Origin of the sequence: Streptomyces sp. MS06 (genome assembly GCF_047200655.1) — a bacterium.
Lineage (GTDB): Bacteria > Actinomycetota > Actinomycetes > Streptomycetales > Streptomycetaceae > Streptomyces.
Window position 1 is genome coordinate 1 of sequence record NZ_JBJZOJ010000031.1, and the last position, 25,301, is coordinate 25,301.

Genomic DNA, 25,301 nt, shown 5'->3' on the forward strand with positions numbered 1-25,301 from the left:
CTCCGGTTCCCGCCACCGGCCGCCCTGCGGCACGGCCCGCGTGGGGGAGGTGCTCCCCGGGGGGAGCCGAGGCTCCCCCCGGGACCCCCGGGACCGGCGAGCCGGCGTCCCGAGAGCCCCGGCATGCCGATGCGCCGACGTGTCGAACGGGTCCCCGGTCAGTCCCGGGCGACCCGTTCCCCGTACTGCGGGGCCGTCTGCTGCCGGTCGTAGGGCAGGCGCGAACCGACCGGTGTCGAGTCCAGGCGCGCCGTGATCACCAGGGTGCCCTCCTCCACCTGGTAGTCGAGCGGCAGTCCGAGGCCGCGCATGGCGGCCACCATCCCGGTGTTGGAGGCCTGGGTGACCGCGTACACGCTCTCGCAGCCCGCCTCGACGGCCATGCCCACCAGGCGTCCCAGCAGTTCGCCGCCGACACCGCGCCGCTGCCACTCGTCCTCGACCAGCAGGGCCACCTCGGTCTCGTCGCCGTCCCACAGCAGATGGCCCAGGCCGACGATGCGTCCCGACGCGGTCTGCACGGCGAGGGTGCGTCCGAACCGCGGGCTCAGCACGTGGCCGAGGTAGCGGTCGGCGTCGCCGACCGGCCCGTGGTACCGCCGGGACAGGGTCTCCGCCGAGCAGCGCTCGTGCATCGCCTTCGCGGCGGCCCGGTCGCCGGGGTCCGCGCGGCGCACCGTGATGTCCCTGCCCTCCGGAAGTGTCAGGACGTCCCGGCCGACGGGCACCCGCGGACCGAGGCGGGCGTCCAGCTCCACCAGCGCCCTGGCCCGCGCGAACTCGGTCGGGGTGAACGCCAGATGGGGGCGCTCGACGGTGAGCACGCCCCCTCCGGGGGCCCGCAGCCGCATCACCGTGTCCTCCAGCACGCCCTCGACCGGCACCGACCCGCGGCCGGGGGATCCTACGGGCAGTGAGCGGATGGTGCACCGCCCCAGCAACTGCCTGAGCGCCAGCGGAAGTTCGGCAGTGTCCAGGGCGGTCCGGGTGGCCAGGCCGAGCACCCGGGTCGGTGCGTCGACGAGGTCGTGGGCGTCGGCCCGCTCGATCCAGGTGCCACTGCCGCCCGCCAGCGACACCGCGCGGGTGAGGTCGGCCGCGGTCAGCTCCTCCGGTGCGCGCACCAGGAACTCGTCGACCGTCGTCACACCCAGCGGGTGCGTCTGCAGGCTGAGGATGTCGACCTCGTGGCCGGCCAGCGCCGTGCACAATGCCGCCAGGGCACCCGGCGCGTCCCGTACCGTCGTGCGCATCCGCCACAGCGTCTTCGCCGCCGCGGACTCCGCACCGTGCGGTGCGCCGTGGTCGTACGGCCCGGTCTGCCGTCCCGCGGACGGCGACCGGGCGCCGGTATCGCCCGCCGGGGGTGCGTGCCCGTGGTGCCGTGCCCACCAGGTGTGGAAGCCCGCCGTGGCCGCCAGGACCAGCGCCGAGATCACCAGCAGGGCAGGGCCGTCGGGGCCGTGCCCGATCAGGTTCGCCACCACGTCCGCCACGGCGACGGCCGTGAACAGCGCGGCGAGTTCCACCAGGTCGCGGCGCCAGTGATGGACCGGCCGGCCGTTTCTCTTACGTGTCACATCAGTCATGTCCCGATTCATGCAGCCACTGTGCAGGAGCGCTGTTGCCTGATCACGAACGCCTTGTGACCGATGGGTAAAGCATGCTTCCGACTCTTTGCCCGCTATGTGCGCATGGTCGTGTCCGGGAACCCGTCCCGCGCGATCCGGGCGGGAGCAGCCGGCCGGCCGTCCTCAACCGGAGGCGCTCTCCGCCACCGGCCGCACCCCGTCCCTGATCCGCGCCGGCGGCAGGTGGGCGTATCCCACCACCGGCCGCACCGGCCGGTGTTCCGCGTCCGCCTCCGCCGGGTCGGCGGTGTGGGCGCAGTCCGACAGGAGGCGAACGGCGATCCCGGCAACGTCGAGCCGGGCGCGGAACCCCGCTCGGGACCGAAGCGCTCCGGCAGTTCGGCGATGACGTGCGGGCCCGCCGCGCCACCGGACGTCAGGGGAGCGCGAGCACCGCGGCGATGACGGAGCGGAGTTCCTGGTCGTCGAGGACGGCCCGGTAGTCGCGGTGGTTGGAGAGCCGCAGATCGCGGGCCCCGACGAGGCGCAGTGCCCGCCGTGCGGCGGGCGTTACCGTGCCGATGCGCAGGAACCCGCGGAGCGCCTCGGCCAAGTCGCCGTAGCGGTCGTCGTCCTCGGTGAAGCGCACGACGACCTGCTCCAGCACCGGCAGGGTGGTTCCCTGATCGCCGGTGATCGCCCACAGGGCGACCGCCGCCACCACCCTTCCGTACTCGGAGTTCTCCATGACCTCACGCACCCGGCCGGCGTGCGCCGCGGCGGCGGGGCCGAAGTCGGACAGGAGGGTGACCGGTCCGTACGGCGACGCCTGCTCGTCGTGCACCGCCTCCCCCAGGATTCGCAGGGCAGTGCCGTCGTCACCCCCCGCGATGCGCCACGCGGCCCACGCGGTCGTGTGGTGGTTGCTCGGGTGGCCGAGGACAACCGCGTCGCGCACGGCGGGCGCCGTCGAGGCGGCACCGGGACCCATCGCCAGCAGCACGTCGATCACGCGCAACGAGTACCGCGTGTCCTTCAGGAGCGGCAGGACGACCGGGAGCACCGGCAGCGCGTCCGGCCCCCACTCCTCGGCGACGTGCAGCAGGGTGCCCATGATCACGCCGTGGCCGCCGTGCCGCTCGTGGTCCTGGCGCACCTCCTCCAGCAGCGCGGGCAGCAGGACGTCCGCGTGCTCGCGCAGCGGCGCGAGGACTTCGTGCATCTCCGGCCGGCGCGGATCGCCTTCCACCCAGCTGCGCCCGAACTGCTCCCGGTAGGGCGCCCAGAGCGACTCGACCAGGCCGGGGAGGCCGCGGGGGTCGCCCAGCCGGACCAGGGCCCAGCGGGCGAAGTCGCCGACGGTCCCCTCGATCCAGGAGACGGTGTCGGTCCCGGGATCGTCGAGCAGTGCCGCCAGGCGGTCGGCGTACGGGCCGGAGTCAGGGGCGAGCATCGCGAGGAGGTGTGCGGCCTTGAGCCGCACGCAGTCGTCGGTGCAGTCCAGCAGCCGTGCCGCGAGGGGCAGCACCGTCGGTGCCGCGGAACGCCGCAGCACCATGTGCCGCCACGCCTCGTCCAGGACGACCCGGCGCAGCCCGTCGTCCGCGGTGCGTTCCGCCGCCTCAGCCAGCCGGGTCACGAACGACAGGGCGGCCGGGGGGACGTGGTCGAGGAGACCGGACACCCATGCGGCGACGTCGTCACGGGTGAAGGGGACCTCGACGTCAGGCAGCCACCAGATCTGCTCGAACCGGGGCCGTACGGCCGGATCGGCGAGGACGTCCAGCAGCACGTCGGTATGCCGGAGGGGGACGTCGCGGTCGAGGGACGCCCAGGCGATCACGGCCGCCACCTTCATCACCGGCTCGTCGTCGCGCAGCACCCGGCTCAGCATCGCCTCCACCGCGCCGTTGAACCGGTGCCGGCCGCCAGGAGACCCGGTCCCGGGCGCCCCGGCGGTCGTCGCGGCGCAGGTGCCCAGCGCCAGCAGGACGGGCAGGCGTACGGCCGGGTCCCTCTCGGCGTGCCACCGTTCCAGCAGCGCGTCGTCGTCCGCGAGGAGGAGGGCGGCCCGCCGGACGCTCGGCGCGGGGTCCGCGAGGAGCGCCGTGACCTTGTCGCCCTGACGCCGCCACTCCTCCCGCCATGCTTCGTGCGTGCCCTGTTCACCGGCCTCGCGCGCCGCACCGTTCAGAGCGCCGAGCAGTTCGACGAGAGTGACGCGTGCGCCGTTGGCGGAGTCGGATGCGAGCGCCGTGAGAAACGGCAGGGCCGCGGCCGCGGCTGATGGAAGCCCGCCTCCCGGGGCGAACAGGCAGGAGTACAGCGGGTGGCAGTCCTCCTCCGTCGCCGCCGGGCCCCGCCTGACCAGGCGGCGCAGCGCCCGCGGGACCTCCTCGACCGGATGATGCTCCGACACGCCCGTCCGGAAGCGGCTCCAGTCCACCGCGTCCACCGCCTCGACCGAAGTCCCCGCCACCGCCACCCCGTGAGTCCGCCGTACATCGACCGACTGACATCCTGGCATCGACCCGACGGGATCACCTCCGGTTTTGGGAGGGCCCCCGCGGTCCGCGTCGCTCCGTCGCGCATCCAGCCGTGCACCTCACGGCAGCGTCCTCCCAGGACGGTGTCCGCGCGCGCGTCCCCTTGTCCGCCTCACTGTCTGCCCTGCCGCCCGGAGTCGTGCATGGAGCCGCGTGACCGGCCTTGGGGCCCCGGGTCGCCCGGATGCCGTACGGTGCTGCGTCCGCTCGGTCCGCGGCTGCTGCCGGCGGCCGTGTGCGTCGTCGGCGCCGTGGAGTCCGCCGCGGCCGGTCTGCTGCTGGAACGGGGTGCCTGGCAGCGGCCGACGGACGGCGCCGGGACCGCCGCGCTGCTGTGGCAGGCGGCGGTCGTCACCGTCGTCGGCTTCGTGTGCTGGTACAGGGGGTGCAGCGGATCGGCGCCGAGTGCCCCACGCTCTTCTCCGGGCTGATCCCGGTCCCGGCCGCCGCCACCGCGGCGCTGGTCGGCACGGGTTCCCACGGGCTCGTCCAAGCGCTCGGCAGCGTCCTCGGCGGAGCCGGTGAGGTGCTGGGCTCGGGTGGCCCGGGGCCCGGCTCCGCGCCGCTCAGCGGCTGCCGTCCAGGATGACGCGCGCGACCAGCGCCGGATCGTCGTTCATCGGGCAGTGCCCGCAGCCGGGCAGCCGCACCAGCCGGGCCCGCGGCACGACGTGCTTGGCACGGACGCCCTGGCGGCGCAGCAGCAACCGGTCCCGGGTGCCCCAGGCGACGGTGACCGGCAGCGCGCTCAGGTCGTCGGTGAACCGGACCCCGGCCCCGGCCCGCAGCGTCTCGGTGAAACCGGTGGCGCCGGCGAGCGCCCGGGTCTCTGCGACCACCGCCTCGGGTGACCGGCGCGCCGGCCGGGCGTAGATGGTGCTGGTCAGCGCGGTCCGCCCGGCCGCGCTACGGGAGAGCTGCTCGACCAGCGGCTGCGGCAGCCGCCGGGATATGTGCCGCATCGCGAGCAGTACACCGAACGCGTAGCGCCGCTCGGCCTCGGTCCAGAAGCCCGCGGGCGACAAGGCGGTGACCGACCGCACCAGCCGCTCGCGGCCGAGCTCCAGGGCGATCAGGCCGCCCAGCGAGTTCCCGGCCGCGTGGGGCCGGTCCAGTTCCAGCGCGGCGCAGAACCCGTCGAACACGGCGGTGGTGGTCGGCAGGTCGTAGGCCAGGCCCTCCGGCAGGCCCGGTGAGGCGCCGAAGCCCGGCAGGTCCACGGCGATCACGTCGCGCTCGGCGGCGAGGATGTCGACCACCGGGTCCCAGGCCTGGCGGTGGTGGCCTATGCCGTGCAGCAGCAGGAGCGGCTCCCCGCGGCCCGCACGCGTGTAGGCGACCGTGACGGCGCGCGGGCCGTGTGCGGAGGGGACCTTGAAGGAGACGGTGGCAGGCATGGTGCTCCTCGGGGCTGGCTGACGAACGGCGTGTAGACAGCTTGTCAGCGATTACTACCCACGGGTAGCCCCTCGGGGGTCCGGCCGACGGGCCGCCCGCCGGTCAACGGGCCCGCCGGACCTCCAGGTTGAAGTCCGGGTGCCCGAAGCGCCGGAACAGGTCCAGCCACAGCGGCAGCATCATCTCCACCGCGCGTGCCTCGCGGATGCCGCCCAGGTCGAGGACCCGTTCCGCCGGCCAGCCGAACTCCCCGAGCAGGGTGGTGACCTGCTCCTTGGCGCCGGTGTCCTCGCCGCAGACGAACAGCACGTGCTCGCCCGGCACCCGTGCCGGGTCCACCATCACCCGGCAGTTCACGGTGTTCAGCGTCTTCACCACGAGAGCGTTCGGGAACGCGCGCTGGATCTGCTCGCCCACGCTGTCCGACTCGGCGGGCGACAGCCGCACCCCGCCGTCCTCGAAGGCCAGCGGATTGCTGACGTCGATGAGCACCTTGCCGTCGAGGCCCGCCGCTCCGACCGACCCGAGGGCGGAGAGCGCCACCCGGCCGCCCACCGCGTTCACCACGGCCTCGGACGCCCCCGCGGCCTCGGCGAACGTTCCGGTCCGCGCACCGCCGCCCACCCGCCGGGCCCACTCCGCGGCCGCCGGGTTGTCCCGGCTGCGCGAGCCCAGGACCACCTCGTGACCCAGCTCCACCAGCTTGCCGCCGAGCGTGCGTCCGACCTCGCCCGTGCCCAGTACCGCGTACCGCATGGCTGCCTCCCGTCGCCGAGACCGGCACCGCCGCCGGCCGCGGCCGTCACGGCCATTGTCTCCCGGGCGGGGGCCGTCCCGCCCGGGACACGGGCCGGCCCGGCGCGCCCCGGGCCCGGCGCGCCCCGGGCCTGCCGAGGGGCCTGACCTGGGCCTGACCTGCACGTCATGTGTGTGTCATCGGGCGAACGTCCCATGAACGCTTCGCCGCGGCGGGCCCGCCGCTCCGGCGCGGGACGGACGATTGGTCTTGACCAAGGGGGAGGGCCGCCTTATGGTCGCAGACAAGTGCAACAACCTTTAATAAACAAGGGCGCTAAAACGCCGCCGGTCACGGCGATCGCGGAGGACAGGGTGGGGACCACGCAGCTGGAATCGGTGCCGGAACCGAAGTACTGGCACCTCAAGACCGTGCTCAGCGAGGCACTGGACTCCGAGTTCGCGGTGGGGGAGATCCTGCCCAACGAGCGGGAGCTCGCCGCCCGCTTCGGCGTCGCCCGTGCCACCCTCCGCCAGGCCCTGGAGCAGCTCGAACTGGAGGGCCGGCTGCAGCGCCGCCGCGGCGTCGGCACCACTGTCGCCCCGCCGCGCGTGGGTGTCGCCGTCGGCACCGAGCAGCGCACCTGGCCGGGGGCGTCCGGGGACGACTGGCAGCCCCGGGACAGCGTGCCGGCCGTGCCGCCCGCGACCGTCGCCGACGCCCTGGAGACGGCCCGCGACGAAGAGGTGCACCTGGTGTCCCGCACCCGGATGACGCACGGCCAACCCGTCGCCGCCGAACTGCTGTACGTCCCCCGCGGCTCGGTGCCCGCGCTCTCCGGCATCGACGCCCCCTCGGGCACCGCACGCGCCCGGGCCGTGCTGCGCGAGTTGTACCGCCTCCGGCTCGACGGCGAGGACCGCGCCGTCGAACTGGGGTCGGCCCGCGCCGACGACGCCAAGGCGCTGGACCGCCTCCCCGGCGCGCCGGTCCTGGTGGTCACCACCCGGTTCTTCGCCGAGGGGCGCACCGCGGCGCTGTCCGTGGCCACCTACCGGGCGGACACCTGCCGCCTGACCTTCGGCGACGGCGGCGGAGTGGAGATACACCACGGGCCGGAACGCCAGGCCAGCTGAGCCGTGCCGGGCGGCCGCGCGCCGCCCGGACGCCGGTCCGTCCGTGCGCGGCCCGGCCCGTGTGCCGCCGCGCCTCTCACCGGGCCTCAGCTCGCCACCTGCGGGAGACCCCCTCACCGACCGACCTCGGCCGCGCCCGCCCTCCTGGGGCGCGCCACCCTGGGGGCCCGGGCCGCGCCCCCTCACCGACTCCCGGGTGCCGTGATCCCGCTGCGGCCGGTGCCCCGGCGCCGGGCCGTCACCGTGCCCTCCACCGCGAAGAGCTGCTCCTCCACGTGGTCCAGCGCCAGCCGTACCGCGCCCGTCGCCACCGCCGCCTCGCCCAGCATGGACAGCGCCACCTGCGGGGGCCGCAGGCAGTAGCGCGCCAGCTCGCTGCGCAGCGGCTCCAGGACATCGTCCAGCCCGGCCGCCCAGCCGCCGACGACCACCAGCTCCGGATCGAAGGCGAGGACGAGCGCGGCCACGTCGTGGACCAGCCGTTGGATGAACCGGTGCACGGCGGCCCGGGCCCGCCGGTCGCCGCGGCGGGCCTCGGTGAAGACCTGGGCCACGGCCTGCTCGTCGAGCGGGTGCAGTGGTTCGTCCGTCGTCGACAGCAGCGTCTCGGGAGTGGCCTCCCGCCCCAGCAGGTGCAGCGCCCCGATCTCCCCGGCCGCTCCGCCGAAGCCCCGGTGCAGCCTCCCGCCGATCAGCGCCCCGGCGCCCGGGCTCAGCCCGGCCAGGACGAACACGACGTCGTCGGACTCGGTCGCGGCGCCCTTCCAGTGCTCCGCCACCGCCGCCGCGTTGGCGTCGTTCTCCACCAGCACCGGGCACCTGAAGGAACGGCTCAACCTCTCACCCAGCCGCAGGCCCGTCCACTCCGGCAGCGCCGTGCCCAGCCGCACCGTGCCGTCCGCCTCCACGATGCCGGGCGTGGCCACCCCCACCGCCCGCAGCGACCCGCGCGGCACTCCGGCCCGGCGCAGCAGCTCGGCGACCGCACCGCGCAGCCGTTCCAGCCGCTCGTCCGCCTCGGCCGTCTCCTGCACGTCCCGGGCCTGCGCGCCGACCACCCGGCCGTCCAGGTCGGCCAGCAGCGCGGCCACCCGGTGCGCGCCGATCTCCAGGCCCAGCAGGTGGCCCGCCTCGGCCCGGAACCGGAACCGGCGCGCCGGCCGCCCCTGACGCCGCGCGGCGCCCTCCTCGGCGGCCTTCTCCACGACCAGACCGGCCCCGATGAGGTCCTCCGTCACGCCCTCGACGGTGGGCCGGGACAGCCCCGTCACGCGGGCGATCTCGGTGAGCGTCGCGCTGTCGGTGGCGCGCAGCGCGTGCAGTACCACCGCGGAGTTGATCCTCCGCAGCAGCGAGGGATCCCCGCCGTTCAGCCGCCCCACCGTCCGTCCTCCCAGCTCGTGCGCGTGTCGCCCGGATGCTACTCGGAACGGGCAGCTCCGGCGAGCGGTCCCGTCCGGCGGGCCGGGCTGTCCCTGCCGCGCGCCTCCCCGCACGCCGTCCCGTGCCTCCGCGCGGCCCCGTCAGGCACCCCGCCCTCCGGCCGTCCGGGTTTCCCGCATGCCCGGCCCTCCGACCGTGCCGGTTCCCCGCGTGTACCCGGCCGTCCGCCCCGGCCCGGTGGTTCGCCCCGCCCCGGCCATCCGCCTCGTCCCGGTCGCGGGTACCGCCCCGGACCGCCGTGCGGCCCCCCATCCGGAGGCCGGGCGCCCCGCAACCGCCGACGTCCCCCGACCCCCGACCGCCGACGCCGCCCGGCAACTGATGTCCCCTGGCCGCTGACGCCCCGCCATATGTCAGTGGCGGGCGGTTTACTGACTGCCATGGGTAGCGAGAAGTGCCACGCCGTCACCGGGCTGCCGTGCGCACGCGACTTCCCCGCGGGCGACGGCGGAGAGAGCCGCGGAAGGGACGGAGGCCGTGGCGGGGCGGGCCACCGCACCGCCGCGCTGGCGACCAGTCACGGCCTGCGGACCGCGGACGCCGTGGCGCGGGAGGCCGAATGGGAGCGGCTCGACGAGCGCCGGGAGGCGCTGGCCGCCGAGCTGACCGAGCACTGGGGCGAGCCGTTCCACCTGGGCCTGCAGACGCTGCTGCTGCGCACCGCGGCGGAGGAGGTACCCGAGCCGTGGGCCCGCCTCAGTCACCTCGTGGGCGACGCGTACGTCTGGCAGGCGCCGGAGTGCGGCTGCTGGATCGTCCTGGGCGTCGCCGACCGGGACCCCGCCGACGAGATACGGCTGCTGCTCACCGTCACCGCGACCGGTCCGCCCTGACCGACTCGGTCTGCGCCGCCTCCTCGCGCAGCCGCGCGAACTCCCGCGCCATGGTCTCCGCCGTCCAGTGGGCGTTGAGCCCGCTCGGGTTCGGCAGCACCCACACCCGGGCGCCCCCGACGCGCCGCTCCTGCGGACCCACCCGGGCCCTGCGGTCGCCGAACGCCGCCCGGTAGGCCGTCACCCCGACCACCGCCAGCCACCCAGGCCGCCGCAGGGCCACCCTCTCCGCGAGGAGCCGCCCGCCCTCCCGGTACTCCTCGGCGCTCAGCTCGTCCGCCCGTGCCGTGGCCCTGGCCACCACGTTGGTGATGCCGAGGCCGTGGTGCAGCAGCTCCCGCTGCTCCGCGGGCCGCAGCAGCCTCGGCGTGAACCCGGACAGATGCAGCACCGGCCAGAACCGGTTGCCGGGGTGGGCGAAGTGGTGCCCCGTCGCCGCGGTCGTCAGGCTCGGGTTGATGCCGCAGAACAGCACCCGCAGGCCGTCCGCGACGACGTCCGCCACCGGGCGGTCGCGGGCGGCCTCCAGCTCCTGCCGGTTCGGGACGGTCAGAGGATCGCCCCCGGGGTGTAGTCCGCGGCCGCCGGGTGCCGCTTGACGATCTCCTCGATGCGGCCGACGACCGCGGACACCTGGTCGGCGGCCGCGCCGGTGAAGGACAGCTTGTCGGCCATCAGCTCCTCGAGCTGCCGCCGGTCCAGCGGGAGCCGTTCGTCGGCGGCGAGCTTGTCCAGCAGGTCGTTGCGTTCGGCGCCCTGCTCCCGCATCGCCAGTGCGGTGGCGACGGCGTTCTCCTTGATCGCCTCGTGCGCCAGCTCGCGGCCGACGCCGGCGCGGACGGCACCCATCAGCACCTTGGTGGTGGCCAGGAACGGCAGATAGCGGTCCAGCTCGCGGGCCACGACCGCGGGGAAGGCGCCGAACTCGTCGAGCACGGTGAGGAAGGTCTCCAGCAGCCCGTCCAGCGCGAAGAAGGCGTCCGGCAGCGCCACCCGGCGCACCACCGAGCAGGACACGTCGCCCTCGTTCCACTGGTCTCCGGCCAGTTCCCCGGTCATCGAGGCGTAACCGCGCAGGATGACCATCAGTCCGTTGACGCGCTCGCAGGAACGGGTGTTCATCTTGTGCGGCATGGCGGAGGAGCCGACCTGGCCCGGCTTGAACCCCTCGGTGACCAGCTCGTGCCCCGCCATCAGCCGGACGGTCTTCGCCAGCGACGACGGGGCTGCCGCCAGCTGCACCAGCGTGGTGACGACCTCGTAGTCGAGCGAGCGCGGATAGACCTGGCCGACGGAGGTGAAGGCCCGGGAGAAGCCCAGATGCCCGGCGATCCGGTGCTCCAGCTCGGCGAGCGCCGCCGAGTCACCGCCCAGCAGGTCCAGCATGTCCTGGGCGGTGCCGACCGGACCCTTGATCCCGCGCAGCGGGTAGCGGCCCAGCAGCTCCTCCAGCCGGCCGTGCGCGACGAGCAGCTCGTCGGCGGCCGTCGCGAACCGCTTGCCGAGGGTGGTGGCCTGGGCGGCGACGTTGTGCGAGCGGCCGGCCATGACCAGCTCGCCGTACTCGCCGGCGAGCCTGCCGAGACGGGCCAGGACGGCCACGGTCCGGTCGCGGACCAGCTCCAGCGACAGCCGGACCTGCAGCTGCTCGACGTTCTCCGTCAGATCGCGGGAGGTCATGCCCTTGTGGATCTGCTCGTGCCCGGCGAGGTCGTTGAACTCCTCGATGCGGGCCTTCACGTCGTGCCGGGTGACCTTCTCGCGCTCGGCGATGGAGGCGAGGTCGACGGTGTCGAGGACACGCTCGTAGTCTGCGAGCGCCTGCTCCGGCACCTCGATACCGAGGTCCTTCTGGGCCCGCAGCACGGCGAGCCAGAGCCTGCGCTCCAGCCTGACCTTCTGCTCGGGCGACCAGAGCGTGGCGAGCTCGGCGGAGGCGTAACGTCCGGCGAGGACGTTCGGGATGCGGGGCTTGGCGGGCGCTGAAGTCACGCGTCCTGATTGTACTGGCGGTTCGTGCAGGCCAGCGCCACGCTCCGGCTCGGAGGAATCGACGAGACGTCGGTCACGTGAGGGCATGTGGGGAGTCGGTCATGCGCGACGCCGGTCATGCCCGGGCGTGCGCGACGCCGGCTGCGTGAGGGGGCTCGGGCGCCGGTCACGCGCCGGCGTCGGCGACCGCCTCGTACGGCAGCAGTTCGGGCCGCTTCGGCGGCCGGCCGTCCCCGGAGGAGCGGCCGGTCAGCCGGCGGCCGATCCACGGCAGCAGGTGCCGGCGGGTGAAACGGGCGTCGGCCATCCGCCGGGCGGCCCAGTTCGGCGCGGCCGCCGCGGGCGGCGGCAGCCGCCAGTCGGGGTCCCCGGGTTCGTGGCCGAGCGTCTGCCAGACGGCCTCCGCGACCCGGCGGTGCCCCTCGGCGGTCAGGTGCAGCCGGTCGACGTCCCACAGCCGGGGGTCGCCGAGCGAAGGCGCCCCGTACAGGTCGACGACGAGTGCGCCGTGCCTGGCGGCGAGGTCGTCGACGCAGGCGAACAGTTCCTCCATCCGCGGCCGGAACCGTTCCAGGACCGGTCCCCGGCGGCCCGGGCTGCGCATCAGCACGAGCTGTCCGCAGGACGGCGCCAGCCGTTCCACCGCCTCGGTCAGCAGTCCGCGCACCCGCCCCATGTCGCACTTCGGCCGCAGCGTGTCGTTGAGGCCGCCGACCAGGGTGACCACATCGGCGCCCATGGCGGCCGCCGCGTCGACCTGCTCGTCGACTATCTGCCGGATCAGCTTGCCGCGCACGGCCAGGTTCGCGTACCGGAAGTCGGGCGTGCGGGCGGCCATCCGGGCCGCCAGGAGGTCCGCCCAACCGCGGTAGGAGCCGTCCGGCAGCAGGTCCGACATGCCCTCGGTGAAGGAGTCGCCGACCGCGACCAGGCTGGTGTACGTGGGGTTCGTCTGCATGGCGTCAGCGATGGTAACCCGAGTCCATACCCGTCGGTCGGTCGGCCTGCTCCCGGGCCCCGGGCCCCGGGCACCCCGGCCGGCGGCCGGTCAGGCCCGCTGCCCGAACAGTTCCCGCAGCACGTCCTCCATCGTCACCAGCCCGGCCAGCCGCCCCTCCGCGTCGAGCACCGCCGCCACATGGGTGCGGCTGCCCCGCATCGCCGTGAGCACGTCGTCCAGGGGCGTGGTCTCCCGAACGCGGGCGATCGGCCGCATGTCCCGCAGCCGGAACGGCGTCCTGCGCGGGGAGGCGTCCAGCGCGTCCTTCACGTGCAGGTAGCCGACGATCCGGCGGTCGTCGTCGACGACCGGGAAGCGGGAGAAGCCGGACTCGGCCGACAGCCGCTCCAGTTCCTCCGGCGTGACGCCCGTCCCGGCCGACACCACGCGTTCCACCGGCAGGACCACGTCGCGTACCGGGCGGCTGCCGAGTTCCAGCGCGTCGCGCAGGCGTTCCCGGGCGCGTTCGTCGATGAGTCCCGCCTCGCCGGAGTCCTTGACGATCTGCGCCAGCTCCTCGTCCGAGAAGGTCGCCGTGACCTCCTCCTTGGCCTCGATGCGCATCAGCGTCAGCAGCGCGTTCGCGAAGGCGTTCACCGTGAAGATCACCGGGCGCAGCGCACGGGCCAGCGCCACCAGGGGCGGGCCGAGCAGCAGAGCGGTGCGCACCGGCTCGGCGAGCGCGACGTTCTTCGGGACCATCTCGCCGAGCAGCATGTGCAGATAGGTCGCCAGGGACAGCGCGATCACGAACGACACCACGTGGCCGGTGCCCGTCGACACCCCGGCCGCGTGGAACACCGGTTCCAGCAGGTGCGCGATCGCGGGTTCGGCGACCACACCGAGCACCAGGGTGCACAGCGTGATGCCGAGCTGGGCGGCCGCCATCAGCGCGGACACGTGCTGCAGACCCCACAGCACGCCCCTCGCACGCCGGTCGCCCTCCTCCGCGTGCGGCTCGATCTGGGACCGCCGTACCGAGATCAGCGCGAACTCGGCGCCGACGAAGAAGGCGTTGAGGACCAGCGTCGCCAGTCCGATCAGCAACTGCACGGCGGTCACCGCTGCACCTCCTCCTCGTCCTCGGCAGCCTCGTCGGCCAGTGGAGCGTGCAGCAGCACGCGAGCCGCGCGGTGCCCCGAGGCGTCCACCACGTCCATCCGCCACCCCGCCAGGTGCAGGGTGTCGCCGACGGCCGGGATCCTGCCGAGTTCGGTGGCGACCAGGCCGGCCAGCGTCTCGTACGGCCCCTCGGGCGTTCTGAGGCCCACCCGCGCGAGCTGGTCCGTGCGGGCGGCGCCGTCCGCGCTGTACACGGTGCGGCCCTGCTCGTCGGTGCCCGCCGGGGCGAGGTCCGGCGTCTCGTGCGGGTCGTGCTCGTCGCGCACTTCGCCGACGACCTCCTCGACGATGTCCTCCAGAGTGGCCACGCCCGCGGTGCCGCCGTACTCGTCGATGACCACCGCCATGGTGTTCCGGCCCGACAGCCGGTCCAGGAGCCGGTCGACGGTGAGCGACTCGGGTACCAGCAGGGGCTCCCGCATCAGGTCCGTGACGGGCACCCGGGGACGGTGCTCCGCGGGCACCGCCAGGACGTCCTTGATGTGCGCGGTGCCGACCACCGTGTCGAGGCCGCCCCGGAACACCGGGAACCGGGACAGGCCGGTGGCGCGGGTCACGTTCGCGACGTCCTCGCAGGTCGCCTGCGCATCGAGGGCGATGACCTGGACGCGGGGCGTCATCACGTTCTCGGCGGTCAGGTCGGCGAGGTTGAGGGTGCGGACGAAGAGTTCGGCGGTGTCCGCCTCCAGGGCGCCCTCCCGGGCGGAGTGCCGGGCCAGCGCCGCGAGCTCCTGGGGGCTGCGTGCGGACGCCAGCTCCTCGGCGGGCTCCACGCCGAACCGGCGCACCACGCGGTTGGCGGTGTTGTTGAGGTGCGTGATGAAGGGGCGGAAGGCCGCGCTGAACCAGCGCTGCGGGTTGCCGACCCGTCTGGCCACCGCCAGCGGCGAGGAGATCGCCCAGTTCTTCGGCACCAGCTCGCCGACGACCATCAGGAACACCGTGGACAGCGCCGTGCCCAGCACCAGCGCGACGGTGGTCGCCGTGCCCCCCGAGATGCCGAGCCGTTCCAGGGGGCCGGCGAGCAGTCGGGCGATCGAGGGTTCGGCCAGCATGCCGACGACCAGGTTGGTGACGGTGATGCCGAGCTGGGCGCCGGAGAGCTGGAAGGTGAGGTGGCGGACGGCCTTGAGCGCGCCCGCCGCACCGCGTTCGCCGCGCGCCGCGGCGCGCTCCAGCTCGCCGCGCTCGACCGTGGTCAGCGAGAACTCGGCCGCCACGAAGGCGCCGCAGGCGAGCGACAGCAGGACCGCCACCAGCAGCAGAAGCACTTCCATCATCGGGTCACCTCCGTCCCATGATCGGACAGGGCGGGAGGGATCGCGCGATGTCGCGCCGGGGGAGGCTCGCCCATGTGCGGACGCTCAACCTTTCGCTGGGGACCGGTCTCGTCCCCCAAGGGTAAAGTACGGGCAAAGTCGACGCCTGTAAGAGGGGCGGCCGGAGCAGTGGGCGGCAGGCCGGGGCGGCGGGCACACGGGGTCCGTCGGAGTGCCGCCGGCGCGGCGCGGGTGCTGCGCCCGGCGGACGGGCGGCCTCAGCCCGTCAGCGGCTTCACCCAGCGCCGCCAGTGCTCCTCGGGTGCGTATCCCGCCGCCCGCCAGGCACGGTGGGCGGTCCGGTTGCGGGTGAGCACCATCGCGTCCCCGCGTCGCCCGCCGAGCCGTACGAACCGCTCCTCGGCCGCCGCGAGCAGCGCCGCCGCGATTCCCCGGCGGCGGTGGTCCGGGTGAACGGCGAGCCGGTAGAGGTGGCAGCGCCATCCGTCGAACCCGGCGATCACCGTTGCGACGAGTTCGCCCTCCCGTTCCGCCAGCAGCAGCGCCTCGGGGTCACGGGCGACCAGCCGCTCCACCCCGGCCAGGTCGTCGCTGATGCTGGCGCCCTCGGCGGACGACTTCCAGAAGGCGAGCACGGCGTCCAGGTCTTCGGGCGCCGCGGCCCGTATGCGCAGATCAGACATGCCCCGATCCCATCACGCGGGCGAGTGCGGGGCCGGGAGTTCCGCCATCCGGACAGGGCGGGGGCACCGTGCGGCTCCGCTGCGGCCGCTCGGCACGTCCTTGCCGCTGCAACGCCGGGCAGCCGCGGTCCGAGCCGCCGACCGGGGGCCTACACGCGACCCTGCGGCCCGCGTGCGGTTCCCCGCTCCGCCGGCCGCCAGGCGGTGCCCAGCACGCAGTGCGAGGTCGGCAGCACGGGCCCCTTCTCCGGCATCGTCATCCGCCGGTAGGGGCCGAGCTCGAACCCCGCCGAGCGCAGGGCGCCCACCGGGTCCCGGGAGACGTGGCAGCCGCCGCACAGCGGCGGCCAGAACGTGCGGTCCAGCGCCCGCTGGGTGAACCCCATCACCGGCCCGCCGCCCCGGCCGTGCTCGAAGAACCGCACCACCCCGCCCGGCCTGAGCACCCTGTGCACCTCCGCCAGGGCCCGCGCCACGTCCCGCACGCTGCACAGCACCAGCGAGACCACCGCCGCGTCGAAGGCCCCGCTCCCGACCGGCAGCGCCTCCGCCGTGCCCGGCGCGACATCGACGGGCACCTCCGCACGCAGCGCCGACTCCACCGCCAACGCCCTCAGCAGCCGCTCGGGCTCGATCGCGACGACCTCGGAGACCGCCTGCGGGTAGTGCGCGAAGTTCAGCCCGTTGCCCGCGCCCACCTCGATCACCCGCCCGGACAGACCGGCCAGCAGACGCTCCCGCACCCCGGCCATGCCCGCCCCGGTCTCGGCGTTCACACTGACCCGGGCGTAGAAGCGGGCGAACACGGGGTGGTGGACGGCATCGCGGGCCGTCTTCCGGGTGCCGGTGGACCGTAGCGGCATGGGGACCTCCTCCGTGCGGCGGGCCTCAGTCGGATTGTCCTCCGCCGGTGCCCGGTCCGTCCACGCCGGCCCGCAGCGGCGCGGGTGCCTCCCGCGCCCGGAAGGCCTCCGCGTCCCAGGTGCCGTCCAGCCGGGGCGACAGCCATCCGGGCGCCGCCGCCCTGAAGTCCTCCGGCGTCCGCGACCCCGCCCCCTCGGGCAGCGCGCCCAGCAGTGGGGCCCCGGCCACCTCCGGCAGGTCGGCCAGATTGCACCGCGAGGCCAGGTCCGGGCCGCCCGGCCAACTGCCGATCACCAGCCCCAGCAACTCCAGTCCGCCCCGCCGCAGTTCCCGCGCGGTCAGCTCGGTGGTGTTCAGCGTGCCCAGCCCCGCCGACGCCACGACCAGGACCGGCGCGCCGAGCAGCCGGGCCGCGTCCGCCAGCGTCGAGCCGGCGTCGTCGAACCGCACCAGCAGCCCGCCCGCCCCCTCCACCAGCACCAGGTCGTGCGTGGCGGCCAGCCCGGAGGCCGCGGCCGCGACCTGCTGCGGCCGCACCGGCGGCAGCCCGGCCCGCCGGGCCGCCGTCGCCGGCGCCAACGGCTCCGGGTACCGGGCGACCTCGGCGGTGGTGACCGCGCCCGCGAGACGCGCCACCTCCCCGGCGTCGCCCCGCTCGTCCGGCCGTACGCCGGTCTGCGCGGCCTTCAGCACGGCCACCGACCGGCCCGCGGCGACCGCGGCCGCGGCGACCGCCGCGGTGGCGACCGTCTTGCCGACCTCCGTGCCGGTCCCCGTGATCACCAGTACCGGCATGTCACCCCTCCCGCGCCGCCGCGCACACCGCGCGGGCGATCCGCGCCACGTCCTCGTCACCGGTGACGTAGGGCGGCATCGTGTAGACCATGTCGCGGAAGGGCCGCAGCCACACGCCCTCGCGCACGGCGGCCCGCGTGGCGGCCGCCGTGTCCACCGGACGGTCGAGCTGGACCACACCGACGGCGCCGAGGACGCGGACGTCCTTCACCGCGGGGAGCTCCGCCGCCTCGGCCAGCCCGGTCCGCAGCCCGGACTCGATCCGCGCCACCCGGGCCCGCCAGTCCTGGCCGAGCAGCAGCTCGACCGAGGCGCGGGCCACGGCGGCGGCGAGCGGGTTGCCCATGAAGGTCGGCCCGTGGGCGAGCACCGGCACCTCGCCGCGCGAGATGCCGTCCGCCACCCGGGGGGTGCACAGCGTCGCCGCCATCGTCAGATAGCCGCCCGTGAGGGCCTTGCCCACGCACATCACGTCCGGCGCCACGCCCGCGTGTCCGGCCGCGAAGAGCTCCCCGGTCCGGCCGAAGCCGGTGGCGATCTCGTCGAACACCAGCAGCACGTCGTGGGCGTCGCAGGCCTCGCGCAGCACCCGCAGGTAGGCGGGGGAGTGGAACCGCATCCCGCCCGCCCCCTGGACCACCGGCTCGACGATCACCGCGGCCAGTTCGTCCGCGTGCCGCTCGACGGTCCGGCGCAGGTGCTCGGCGTACGCCTCCTCGTACTCGGCGGGAGGCGCCTCGGCGAACACCTGCCGGGGCAGCGCCCCGGACCACAGTTCGTGCATGCCGCCGTCGGGGTCGCACACCGACATCGGGTGCCAGGTGTCCCCGTGGTAGCCGCCGCGCCAGGTCATCAGCCTCCGCTTCGCGGGACGGCCGAGCGAACGCCAGTACTGCAGGCACATCTTCACCGCGACCTCGACCGACACCGAGCCGGAGTCGGCGAGGAAGACGTGCTCCAGTCCCTCCGGCGCGATGTCGACCAGCAGCCGGGCCAGCCGCACGGCGGGCTCGTGGGTGAGCCCGCCGAACATCACGTGGCTCATCCGCCCGAGCTGCGCGCGGGCGGCCTCGTTGAGCACCGGATGGTTGTAGCCGTGGATGGCCGACCACCACGAGGACATGCCGTCGACCAGCTCGCCGCCGTCCGCGAGCCGGAGCCGGACCCCGCTCGCCGAGGCGACGACGAGCGGATCGGCCTGCCCCGGCATCGGGGCGTACGGATGCCACACGTGCCGCCGGTCCAGGTCCAGCAGCTCCGACAGGTCCGGCTCAGGCATTGGGCGCGAGATCCGTTCCGGCACCGCGCCGGCGCACCGCGACCAGATCCGTGCGCGGCTCATCGGCCGGTGCCGCCGGAGCCGGTGCCGCACCGCACACCCCGGCGCCCTCGTGTGAGCCGCAGCCGCCGGCCCCGTGCGCCGAACCGCAACCCGCCTCGGCGTGGGATCCGCACCCGTCGCTCTCGTGGGATCCGCAGCCGCCGCCCGACCGGTGCGCGGGCAGGGTCACCTCGTCGGCGCCCTCCACCTCGAACCCGGCGTCCGCGATCATCTCCAGGTCCGCCTTGCCGGCCTGGCCCTCGCTGGTCAGGTAGTCACCGAGGAAGATCGAGTTGGCCAGGTGCAGGGCGAGCGGCTGCATCGTCCGCAGATGCACCTCGCGTCCGCCGGCGATGCGGACCTCCACGTCGGGGCAGACGAACCGGACCATCGCCAGGATCCGCAGGCAGCGCTGCGGGGTCAGGTTCCACTCCTTGGCCAGCGGGGTGCCCTCGAACGGGATGAGGAAGTTGACCGGAACCGAGTCCGGGTCCAGCTCACGCAGCGAGAAGGCCACGTCCACCAGGTCCCGGTCGCTCTCGCCCATGCCCGCGATCAGGCCGGAGCAGGCCGACAGGCCGGCCGCGTGCGCCTTCTCGACCGTGTCCACCCGATCGGCGTAGGTGTGCGTGGTCGTGATGTCCGCGTAGGTGTCCTCGGAGGTGTTGAGGTTGTGGTTGTAGGCGTCGGCTCCGGCCGCGTGCAGCCGCTCGGCCTGGCCGTCGGAGAGCAGGCCGAGGCAGGCGCACACCTCGACACCCTCGTTCTGGTCCTTGATCGCCTTGATGGTGTCCGAGACCCGGTCCACGTCCCGGTCGGTCGGTCCGCGGCCGCTGGCCACCAGGCACACCCGTTTGGCACCGCCGGCCAGGCCCGCGGCGGCGGCCCGGGATGCCTCGTCCGGCTTGAGCCACGTGTACTTGAGGATGTCCGCCTTGGAGCCCAGCCGCTGGGAGCAGTAGGAGCAGTCCTCCGGGCACAGCCCGGACTTGAGGTTGACGAGGTAGTTGAGTTTCACCCGTCGCCCGAACCAGTGGCGGCGCACCTTCCCGGCCGCGGCCACCAGATCGAGCAGGTCGTCGTCGGAGGTCTCGAGGACGGCCAGCGCCTCCTCGCGGGTCGGCGTCTCGCGCCGCAGTCCCTTGTCCACCAGCGTGTTCAGCAGGTCCATGAGGCACGATCCTGTCCTACGGACCCGCCCCGGGCCAAGGAGAGTCCGCACAACGGCGGCGCTTCACCGTGTGGGTATTGCCACATCCTGGGTGGCTGGTCGTGCCGCTAGTGTCTGTGCACTGCCTACAAAACGACCGGAGGGGCCCATGGCGTTCGGCTGGATCGACGAGCAGGCGCGGACGCGCCGCCGGGCCGGACTCGAACGGACCCTGCGCCCGCGCCCGGCCGACACGCCGCTGCTGGACCTCGCGAGCAACGACTACCTGGGGCTGGCCCGCCACCCGGAGGTCGTCGAGGGAGCCGCGCGGGCGGCCCGCACCTGGGGCGGCGGCGCCACCGGCTCGCGGCTGGTCACCGGCACCACCGAACTGCACACCGAGCTGGAGCGGGAGCTGGCCGGATTCTGCGGTTTCGAGGCCGCGCTGGTCTTCTCCTCGGGCTACGCCGCCAACCTCGCGGCGGTCACCGCCCTCGCCCCGCACGGCTCGCTGATCGTCTCCGACAGCGGCAACCACGCCTCGCTGATCGACGGCTGCCGGCTGGCCCGGGGGGCCACCCAGGTGGTGGCGCACGCCGATCCCGAGGCCGTGCGCAAGGCGCTGCACACGCACGACGGGACCGCCGTCGCGGTGTCCGACACGGTGTTCTCCGTCGACGGGGACGCCGCTCCGCTGGCGGAGCTCGCCGCGGCCTGCCGGGAACACGGCGCCGGTCTGGTGGCCGACGACGCGCACGGGTTCGGTGTGCTCGGCCCCGGCGGCCGGGGAGCGGCCGCGGCGGCCGGTCTCGCGGGAGCCGAGGACGTCGTCGTGACGCTCACCCTGTCCAAGTCGCTCGGCAGCCAGGGCGGCGCCGTGCTCGGTCCGGCCCGGGTGATCGACCACCTGGTCAACGCGGCCCGGACGTTCATCTTCGACACCGGCCTGGCTCCCGCCGCGGCGGGAGCGGCGCTGGCCGCCCTCCGGCTGATCGGACGGGAGCCGCGGCGGGCGGTGCGGGCGCGCACGGTGGCGGGCGAGCTGCACGACCGCCTGACGGCCGCGGGGCTGGACGCGGTACGCCCCGACGCCGCGGTCGTCTCCGTGCGCGCGCCGTCACCCGAGGGGGCCGTGCGATGGGCCGCGGACTGCCGGGCGGCCGGGCTCGCCGTGGGCTGCTTCCGGCCCCCTTCCGTGCCCGACGGGATCTCGCGGCTCAGGCTGACCGCCCGAGCGGACCTCTCCGAGGCGCAGATCGAGCGCGCTGTACGGGTCATCGGCGAGACGCGACCATGAGTCGGCGTACCACGGCCGTGCGTCGCCCCGGGGGAGCGGGGCCGTACCGGGTCAGGCCCGGCTCACCGCGGCGGTGAAGTCCGCCCAGCTTCCGGGGGAGAAGAGCAGCGCGGGCCCGGCCGGATGCTTGGAGTCGCGCACGGCGAGCAGCCCGGCCGCCGGCCCCCGTGCCGGCCGTGCCGTCTCGACGCAGTTGTTGGCCCCGGTGCTGTAGCTGCTGCGCAGCCAGCGCACCTCGGGCAGCTGGGTAGCGGACCACTTGTTGCGAGGCGGAGCGGTCATGGGTCCTCCCTACGTTCCGTCACCTGTCGCGGCGATGAGTTCCAGCGAGTCCTCGGGTGAAAGGGCGTGCGCCCTCAGGGAGTCGAAGGCCTCCGAGTAAGCCCGGAGGTCTTCTTTCCGTTCGAGGTGGAGGCTACTCGTCAAGTGGTCGATAACGACAACATCCAGATCGGAAGTGCTCGAAAATGAGAAGATAACGAAAGGCCCGGTGATGCCGATATGCGCCCCCGCGGAGAACGGCAGCACCTGGAGCAGTACTTGGGGCAGGCCGGCGGCCTCTGCCAGTCGCGCCCGCTGCCGGGCCATCACCTCGGGCCCGCCCACCTCCCGGTGCAGCACGGCCTCGTCCAGCACCGCGCTGAGCCTGAGCGGCGGGTCCGACCGCAGCACGTCCTGGCGTGCCAGCCGCACCTCGACCAGGGCGTCCAGCCGGTCGTCGTCGACCTCGTCCACGGCGGCCCTGGTCACCGCGCGGGCGTACTCCGGCGTCTGCAGCAGTCCCGGCACCACCGAGGTCTCCAGTGTCCGCATCGCGCTCGCCTGCGACTCCAGCGAGATGAAGTCGCGGTAGGTGGGCGGCAGTACCCCGCGGTAGGCGTGCCACCAGTGGTCCCGCACCGTGTTGCGGGAACCGGCGAGCACCAGCAGCAGCTCGCGGATCCCGGTGTCCTCGACCCCGTAGGCGTCCAGCAGTAACCGCACATCGGCCGGTTTCGCGCCGCTCGTGCCCGTCTCGATTCGGCTGACCTTCGACTGGTGCCAGCCCACCAGCCGAGCCGCCTCGCCGCTGGTGAAACCCGCACCGGTGCGCAGGGAGCGAAGTTCGGCGCCCAGCTTCCGGCGGCGGACCGCGGGACCGTCCTGCATCGCGCCACTCCTCCTCGTATTCCTTTACTCCTGTCGCCCTGCCAAATATGTGCTGCAGTAACAGAGTTCACCGCTTCGAGCGACAGATATATGCACATCTTGGTGGATCGCCGCCCATGAGCGCCCCTGTGGTGGCAGTCTGGCGGCCAAGCACCAGTCCGGGACCGTACTCGAACCATCCGCCTCGCGTGCCGGACCGCGGTCCCGCGGGAAAAGGACGACGTCGCCATGGCAGATCTTCTGGAAGCATCCGTCACTCTGCCGAGCGATCCCGCCTCGGTACCCGCGGCCCGTGCCTTCGTGGCCGGCACCCTCGCGGAGTGGGGGCTGGCGGAGGACTCGGACACCGCCGACACCATCCGGCTGATCGTCTCCGAGCTGGCCACCAACGCCGTCCAGCACACCTTCGGCCAGTCGCCGACCTTCACGGTGGGCCTCACCCTGGAACGGGACGAGGAGCTGCGCATCGGCGTCACCGACAGCCATCCCCGCTTCCCCAGACGGCTCCCCGCGGCCGTTCAGCAGGACAACGGCCGCGGGATGGTGATCATCCGATGCCTGACCGCGGAGTGCGGCGGGAGCCTCACCGTGCGCCCCACGCCGGAGGGCGGGAAGACCGTCTCCATCGCCCTGCCGTGGACCGTCACCGCGGTCGACGCGGTCCCCGCGGTCCACCGGCCCGAGCCATGAGCCCCCGCTGGGCGGGGCGCGGCTCACGCCGGCACCGGTGCCGGCGGGGCTCCGCCCGCGACCGGCACGTCCGGCCCGGGCCGGGCCGGCCCGGGCCCGCCCGGAGGGAGCCCGGGGCCCGCACCGCCATCACCCGGTACACGCGGCCACTGCCGTGTACGGGCGTCACCCGGGCCCGCGACGCGGCGCCCGGCGGACACGGCCTCGACGGCACCTCGTTGGTCGCCACCGCCCGGCCGCCGCCACCGCCCGGCCGCCGCCCCCGCCCGGCCGCCGCCACCGCCCGGCCGCCGCCCCCGCCCGGCCGCCGCCACCGCCCGGCCGCCGCCCCCGCCCGGCCGCCGCCCCCGCCCGGCCGCCGCCGGGCCTGCTCGCCGGCGGACCCGGCCGTCGTCCGACGCGGCCGTCAGCGGACCCGGCCGTACCAGACGCTGCCGGTCCAGATCTTCTGCAGCCGCACCACGTCGCCGGTCTTCGGCGCATGCCAGATCCGCCCCCGTCCGGCATAGATGCCGACGTGGTAGACGCTCCGGCCGTAGTGGAAGAAGACCAGGTCACCGACTCTGCGGTGGCGGGCGGCAACGTGATGGGTGCGGTTGTACTGCTGGGCCGCCGTTCGGGGCAGCTTCTTACCCGCCTTCTTGTACGAGTACAGCGTCAGACCGGAGCAGTCGAAGCGGTACGGGCCCGTGGCGCCCCACTGGTAGGGCGAGCCCTTCTTGGAGGCCGCCACGTGGAGCGCCTTCGTCGCCACCGTGGCGGCCGCGGCGTCCGGGGCGAAGCCCGGTACCAGGACCGAGCCGCCGACCGCGGCGAGCGTGAGGGCCGAGGCGGTCCCGGCGCGGGCCATGAGGGACGGGACACGATTGGGCACAGTCATGCGCAACCCTTCGTCATCCGCCTGTGAAGGATGACCTGTCGGATTCGGGCTGGCGAAGTTGCCCGGTCGCCGTGGCGGCGACTTCACCCCAAGGACCGCTCGGAACTGACGCTCCGGCAGCCCGTCGTGCTCGGGTCCTCCACTCCTGCCGATCCACTTCTGTCGACCCGTCGCCCGGACGGCGGCAGGACTCGGCGTCCGCCCGGACCGCCCCGCCGTCTGTGGCGGGGGCTTGCCGTCAGTCAGGGATCCTCACCCACGGGCGCCGGAGAATCACAACGGAACCTGGCCTATGTGTCGTTGGTCACCCTTCCTCCGTTGGGGTGGGTGCGGGCCGGCCGGACCCGGCGTCCACCCTGCGGACCTGCCCCGGACCAGCGGCGTAGACGTACGGCGGGTTGCCGGGCCGGGAGGGCGGCGCAACCGCGGCGAGCCCGAAAAAACCGGTGCGGATACGCCGATGAGGGGACCGTCGTTCGGCGCGTTTCAACGGGGCCGCGCCGGACCCGTCGCGGGGTCCGGTACAGGGCGGCGCGAACGGAGGTTGTCAACCGCCGACGCGCGGCGGCGCACCGCCCGCGCCGGGAGGCACCGCGGCCGTCCGACCGGCAGGGTGTGGTCCCGCCCGCCCGAACCGACGCCCGCGTCGTCCCGAACCGGTGCCCGCCCCCTCCCGCGCGTCGCCCCGCCCTCGACGAGCTGTCCCGGCGCGCGGCCGGCGAGCCGCCCCCTCCCGTGCGTCGCCCCGCCCCGGACCGCCGCCCTGCCGCCCGCCCGTCCTCCGTCCCAGGGACCGTCCTCCGCCTCACGGGGCGTCCTGCGCCCCGGAGGACGACTTCTGTCCCGGACCGTCACCCGGTCGGCGCGCGACTCGCCCGTGTGCGGCGGTATGCGGCACGCCAGGACGCGGTCATGAGGTGATCAAGGTTCGGTTTAACGTCGTTGAAACTCCACCGAACTAACCTGCCCCACCACGCCACCTGGGGTTTTCGTATCCGGTTCGCGAAGGTTCGCGCGGTTCGTCCGTGTGCTACGTGTATTCCCTGGCGCGGTGGCTGCGGCAGCCGGACCCCGCACGGTCCGGAGCGAGGAGGTGAGGTGGGACATGCAACTGACCCCGCACGAGCAGGAGAGGCTGCTGATCCACGTGGCGGCCGACGTCGCCGAGAAGCGCCGCTCCCGAGGGCTGAGACTGAACCACCCCGAGGCCGTCGCCCTGATCACCTCGCACCTCCTCGAAGGCGCCCGCGACGGCAGGACCGTCGCCGAGCTGATGTCCTCCGGGCGGAAGGTGCTCACCCGCGACGACGTCATGCCCGGCGTGGCCGAGATGGTCCACGACGTGCAGGTGGAGGCCACCTTCCCGGACGGCACCAAGCTCGTCACCGTGCACGAGCCGATCGTCTGAGGGGGCG

Annotated in this window: 24 protein-coding genes and 1 riboswitch; of the genes, 6 read left to right on the top strand and 18 right to left on the bottom strand. The window is 74.4% G+C overall.

What is annotated here, in order from left to right; translation table 11 throughout:
* Nucleotides 1-158 precede the first annotated feature (158 nt).
* Complete coding sequence (locus tag ACL02U_RS18165; protein WP_412791897.1) at nt 159-1,589, bottom strand: N-acetyltransferase family protein; 1,431 nt, start codon at nt 1,587-1,589, stop codon at nt 159-161.
* A 418-nt stretch (nt 1,590-2,007) separates the two neighbouring features.
* Nucleotides 2,008-4,050, bottom strand: a complete 2,043-nt coding sequence (locus tag ACL02U_RS18170) for a hypothetical protein (RefSeq protein ID WP_412791898.1) — start codon at nt 4,048-4,050, stop codon at nt 2,008-2,010.
* Nucleotides 4,051-4,311: 261 nt separating this feature from the next.
* Here ACL02U_RS18170 and ACL02U_RS18175 point away from each other — a divergent pair, with 261 nt between their 5' ends.
* The gene (locus ACL02U_RS18175; protein WP_412791899.1) at nt 4,312-4,548 is read left to right on the top strand and encodes a hypothetical protein; all 237 of its coding nucleotides are present in this window, start codon (nt 4,312-4,314) and stop codon (nt 4,546-4,548) included.
* Between the two features lie 135 nt (nt 4,549-4,683).
* Here the strand turns inward: ACL02U_RS18175 and ACL02U_RS18180 are convergent, their stop codons facing one another.
* Together ACL02U_RS18180 and ACL02U_RS18185 are read right to left on the bottom strand one after the other, a co-directional pair.
* Nucleotides 4,684-5,514, bottom strand: a complete 831-nt coding sequence (locus tag ACL02U_RS18180) for an alpha/beta fold hydrolase (RefSeq protein WP_412791900.1) — start codon at nt 5,512-5,514, stop codon at nt 4,684-4,686.
* Between the two features lie 103 nt (nt 5,515-5,617).
* Nucleotides 5,618-6,271 (bottom strand): NADPH-dependent F420 reductase, encoded by a 654-nt coding sequence (locus ACL02U_RS18185; RefSeq protein ID WP_412791901.1) that lies wholly within the window; start codon nt 6,269-6,271, stop codon nt 5,618-5,620.
* 354 nt (nt 6,272-6,625) lie between these two features.
* Between ACL02U_RS18185 and ACL02U_RS18190 the strand changes: the two genes are divergently transcribed.
* Nucleotides 6,626-7,387: a GntR family transcriptional regulator gene (locus tag ACL02U_RS18190; protein ID WP_412791902.1), complete on the top strand. Its 762-nt coding sequence runs from the start codon at nt 6,626-6,628 to the stop codon at nt 7,385-7,387.
* A gap of 182 nt (nt 7,388-7,569) precedes the next feature.
* On the opposite strand, the gene ACL02U_RS18195 is transcribed toward ACL02U_RS18190, so the two are convergent.
* Nucleotides 7,570-8,769: an ROK family transcriptional regulator gene (locus tag ACL02U_RS18195; RefSeq protein WP_412791903.1), complete on the bottom strand. Its 1,200-nt coding sequence runs from the start codon at nt 8,767-8,769 to the stop codon at nt 7,570-7,572.
* A gap of 441 nt (nt 8,770-9,210) precedes the next feature.
* Between ACL02U_RS18195 and ACL02U_RS18200 the strand changes: the two genes are divergently transcribed.
* Nucleotides 9,211-9,663, top strand: a complete 453-nt coding sequence (locus ACL02U_RS18200) for a hypothetical protein (RefSeq protein WP_412791904.1) — start codon at nt 9,211-9,213, stop codon at nt 9,661-9,663.
* Here the strand turns inward: ACL02U_RS18200 and mug are convergent.
* The 10 genes from mug to bioB all read right to left on the bottom strand — a co-directional run bounded on the left by mug (nt 9,641) and on the right by bioB (nt 19,891).
* Nucleotides 9,641-10,168 (bottom strand): G/U mismatch-specific DNA glycosylase, encoded by a 528-nt coding sequence (mug, locus tag ACL02U_RS18205; RefSeq protein WP_412791905.1) that lies wholly within the window; start codon nt 10,166-10,168, stop codon nt 9,641-9,643. The two genes, ACL02U_RS18200 and mug, sit on opposite strands and share 23 nt — an antisense overlap.
* Nucleotides 10,169-10,212: 44 nt before the next feature.
* The gene (gene purB, locus ACL02U_RS18210; RefSeq protein ID WP_412791906.1) at nt 10,213-11,655 is read right to left on the bottom strand and encodes an adenylosuccinate lyase; all 1,443 of its coding nucleotides are present in this window, start codon (nt 11,653-11,655) and stop codon (nt 10,213-10,215) included.
* Nucleotides 11,656-11,821: 166 nt separating this feature from the next.
* Nucleotides 11,822-12,613: an SGNH/GDSL hydrolase family protein gene (locus ACL02U_RS18215; RefSeq protein ID WP_412791907.1), complete on the bottom strand. Its 792-nt coding sequence runs from the start codon at nt 12,611-12,613 to the stop codon at nt 11,822-11,824.
* A 90-nt stretch (nt 12,614-12,703) separates the two neighbouring features.
* Nucleotides 12,704-13,717 (bottom strand): hemolysin family protein, encoded by a 1,014-nt coding sequence (locus ACL02U_RS18220; RefSeq protein WP_412791908.1) that lies wholly within the window; start codon nt 13,715-13,717, stop codon nt 12,704-12,706.
* A complete protein-coding gene (locus ACL02U_RS18225) occupies nt 13,714-15,057 on the bottom strand; it encodes a hemolysin family protein (RefSeq protein ID WP_412791909.1) in 1,344 nt (447 codons plus the stop codon). The genes ACL02U_RS18220 and ACL02U_RS18225 overlap by 4 nt, the downstream gene beginning before the upstream one ends.
* A gap of 257 nt (nt 15,058-15,314) precedes the next feature.
* Complete coding sequence (locus tag ACL02U_RS18230) at nt 15,315-15,740, bottom strand: GNAT family N-acetyltransferase (protein ID WP_412791910.1); 426 nt, start codon at nt 15,738-15,740, stop codon at nt 15,315-15,317.
* A 149-nt stretch (nt 15,741-15,889) separates the two neighbouring features.
* Complete coding sequence (locus tag ACL02U_RS18235) at nt 15,890-16,603, bottom strand: class I SAM-dependent methyltransferase (RefSeq protein WP_412791911.1); 714 nt, start codon at nt 16,601-16,603, stop codon at nt 15,890-15,892.
* 25 nt (nt 16,604-16,628) lie between these two features.
* A complete protein-coding gene (gene bioD / locus ACL02U_RS18240) occupies nt 16,629-17,399 on the bottom strand; it encodes a dethiobiotin synthase (protein ID WP_412791912.1) in 771 nt (256 codons plus the stop codon).
* Nucleotide 17,400: 1 nt separating this feature from the next.
* Nucleotides 17,401-18,678: an adenosylmethionine--8-amino-7-oxononanoate transaminase gene (locus tag ACL02U_RS18245; protein WP_412791913.1), complete on the bottom strand. Its 1,278-nt coding sequence runs from the start codon at nt 18,676-18,678 to the stop codon at nt 17,401-17,403.
* Nucleotides 18,671-19,891, bottom strand: coding sequence for a biotin synthase BioB (bioB, locus tag ACL02U_RS18250; protein WP_412791914.1), 1,221 nt, complete (start codon nt 19,889-19,891; stop codon nt 18,671-18,673). The genes ACL02U_RS18245 and bioB overlap by 8 nt, the downstream gene beginning before the upstream one ends.
* Before the next feature lie 148 nt (nt 19,892-20,039).
* Between bioB and ACL02U_RS18255 the strand changes: the two genes are divergently transcribed.
* On the top strand, nt 20,040-21,167 hold the full coding sequence (locus tag ACL02U_RS18255) for an 8-amino-7-oxononanoate synthase (RefSeq protein WP_412791915.1): 1,128 nt from the start codon (nt 20,040-20,042) through the stop codon (nt 21,165-21,167).
* Nucleotides 21,168-21,218: 51 nt separating this feature from the next.
* Here ACL02U_RS18255 and ACL02U_RS18260 read toward each other — a convergent pair whose 3' ends face one another.
* Nucleotides 21,219-21,449 carry a DUF397 domain-containing protein gene (locus ACL02U_RS18260; RefSeq protein WP_412791916.1) on the bottom strand — a complete coding sequence of 77 codons (231 nt, stop codon included), beginning with the start codon at nt 21,447-21,449 and terminating at the stop codon, nt 21,219-21,221.
* 9 nt (nt 21,450-21,458) lie between these two features.
* Nucleotides 21,459-22,316, bottom strand: a complete 858-nt coding sequence (locus tag ACL02U_RS18265; protein WP_412791917.1) for a helix-turn-helix domain-containing protein — start codon at nt 22,314-22,316, stop codon at nt 21,459-21,461.
* Between the two features lie 228 nt (nt 22,317-22,544).
* On the opposite strand from ACL02U_RS18265, the gene ACL02U_RS18270 reads away from it, so the two are divergent.
* Nucleotides 22,545-23,006, top strand: coding sequence for an ATP-binding protein (locus ACL02U_RS18270; RefSeq protein ID WP_412791918.1), 462 nt, complete (start codon nt 22,545-22,547; stop codon nt 23,004-23,006).
* 406 nt (nt 23,007-23,412) lie between these two features.
* Here ACL02U_RS18270 and ACL02U_RS18275 read toward each other — a convergent pair whose 3' ends face one another.
* Complete coding sequence (locus tag ACL02U_RS18275) at nt 23,413-23,886, bottom strand: C40 family peptidase (protein WP_412791919.1); 474 nt, start codon at nt 23,884-23,886, stop codon at nt 23,413-23,415.
* A gap of 3 nt (nt 23,887-23,889) precedes the next feature.
* Nucleotides 23,890-24,093, bottom strand: a riboswitch (cyclic di-AMP (ydaO/yuaA leader).
* Between the two features lie 898 nt (nt 24,094-24,991).
* On the opposite strand from ACL02U_RS18275, the gene ACL02U_RS18280 reads away from it, so the two are divergent.
* Nucleotides 24,992-25,294 (top strand): urease subunit gamma, encoded by a 303-nt coding sequence (locus ACL02U_RS18280; protein ID WP_412791920.1) that lies wholly within the window; start codon nt 24,992-24,994, stop codon nt 25,292-25,294.
* Nucleotides 25,295-25,301: the final 7 nt, after the last annotated feature.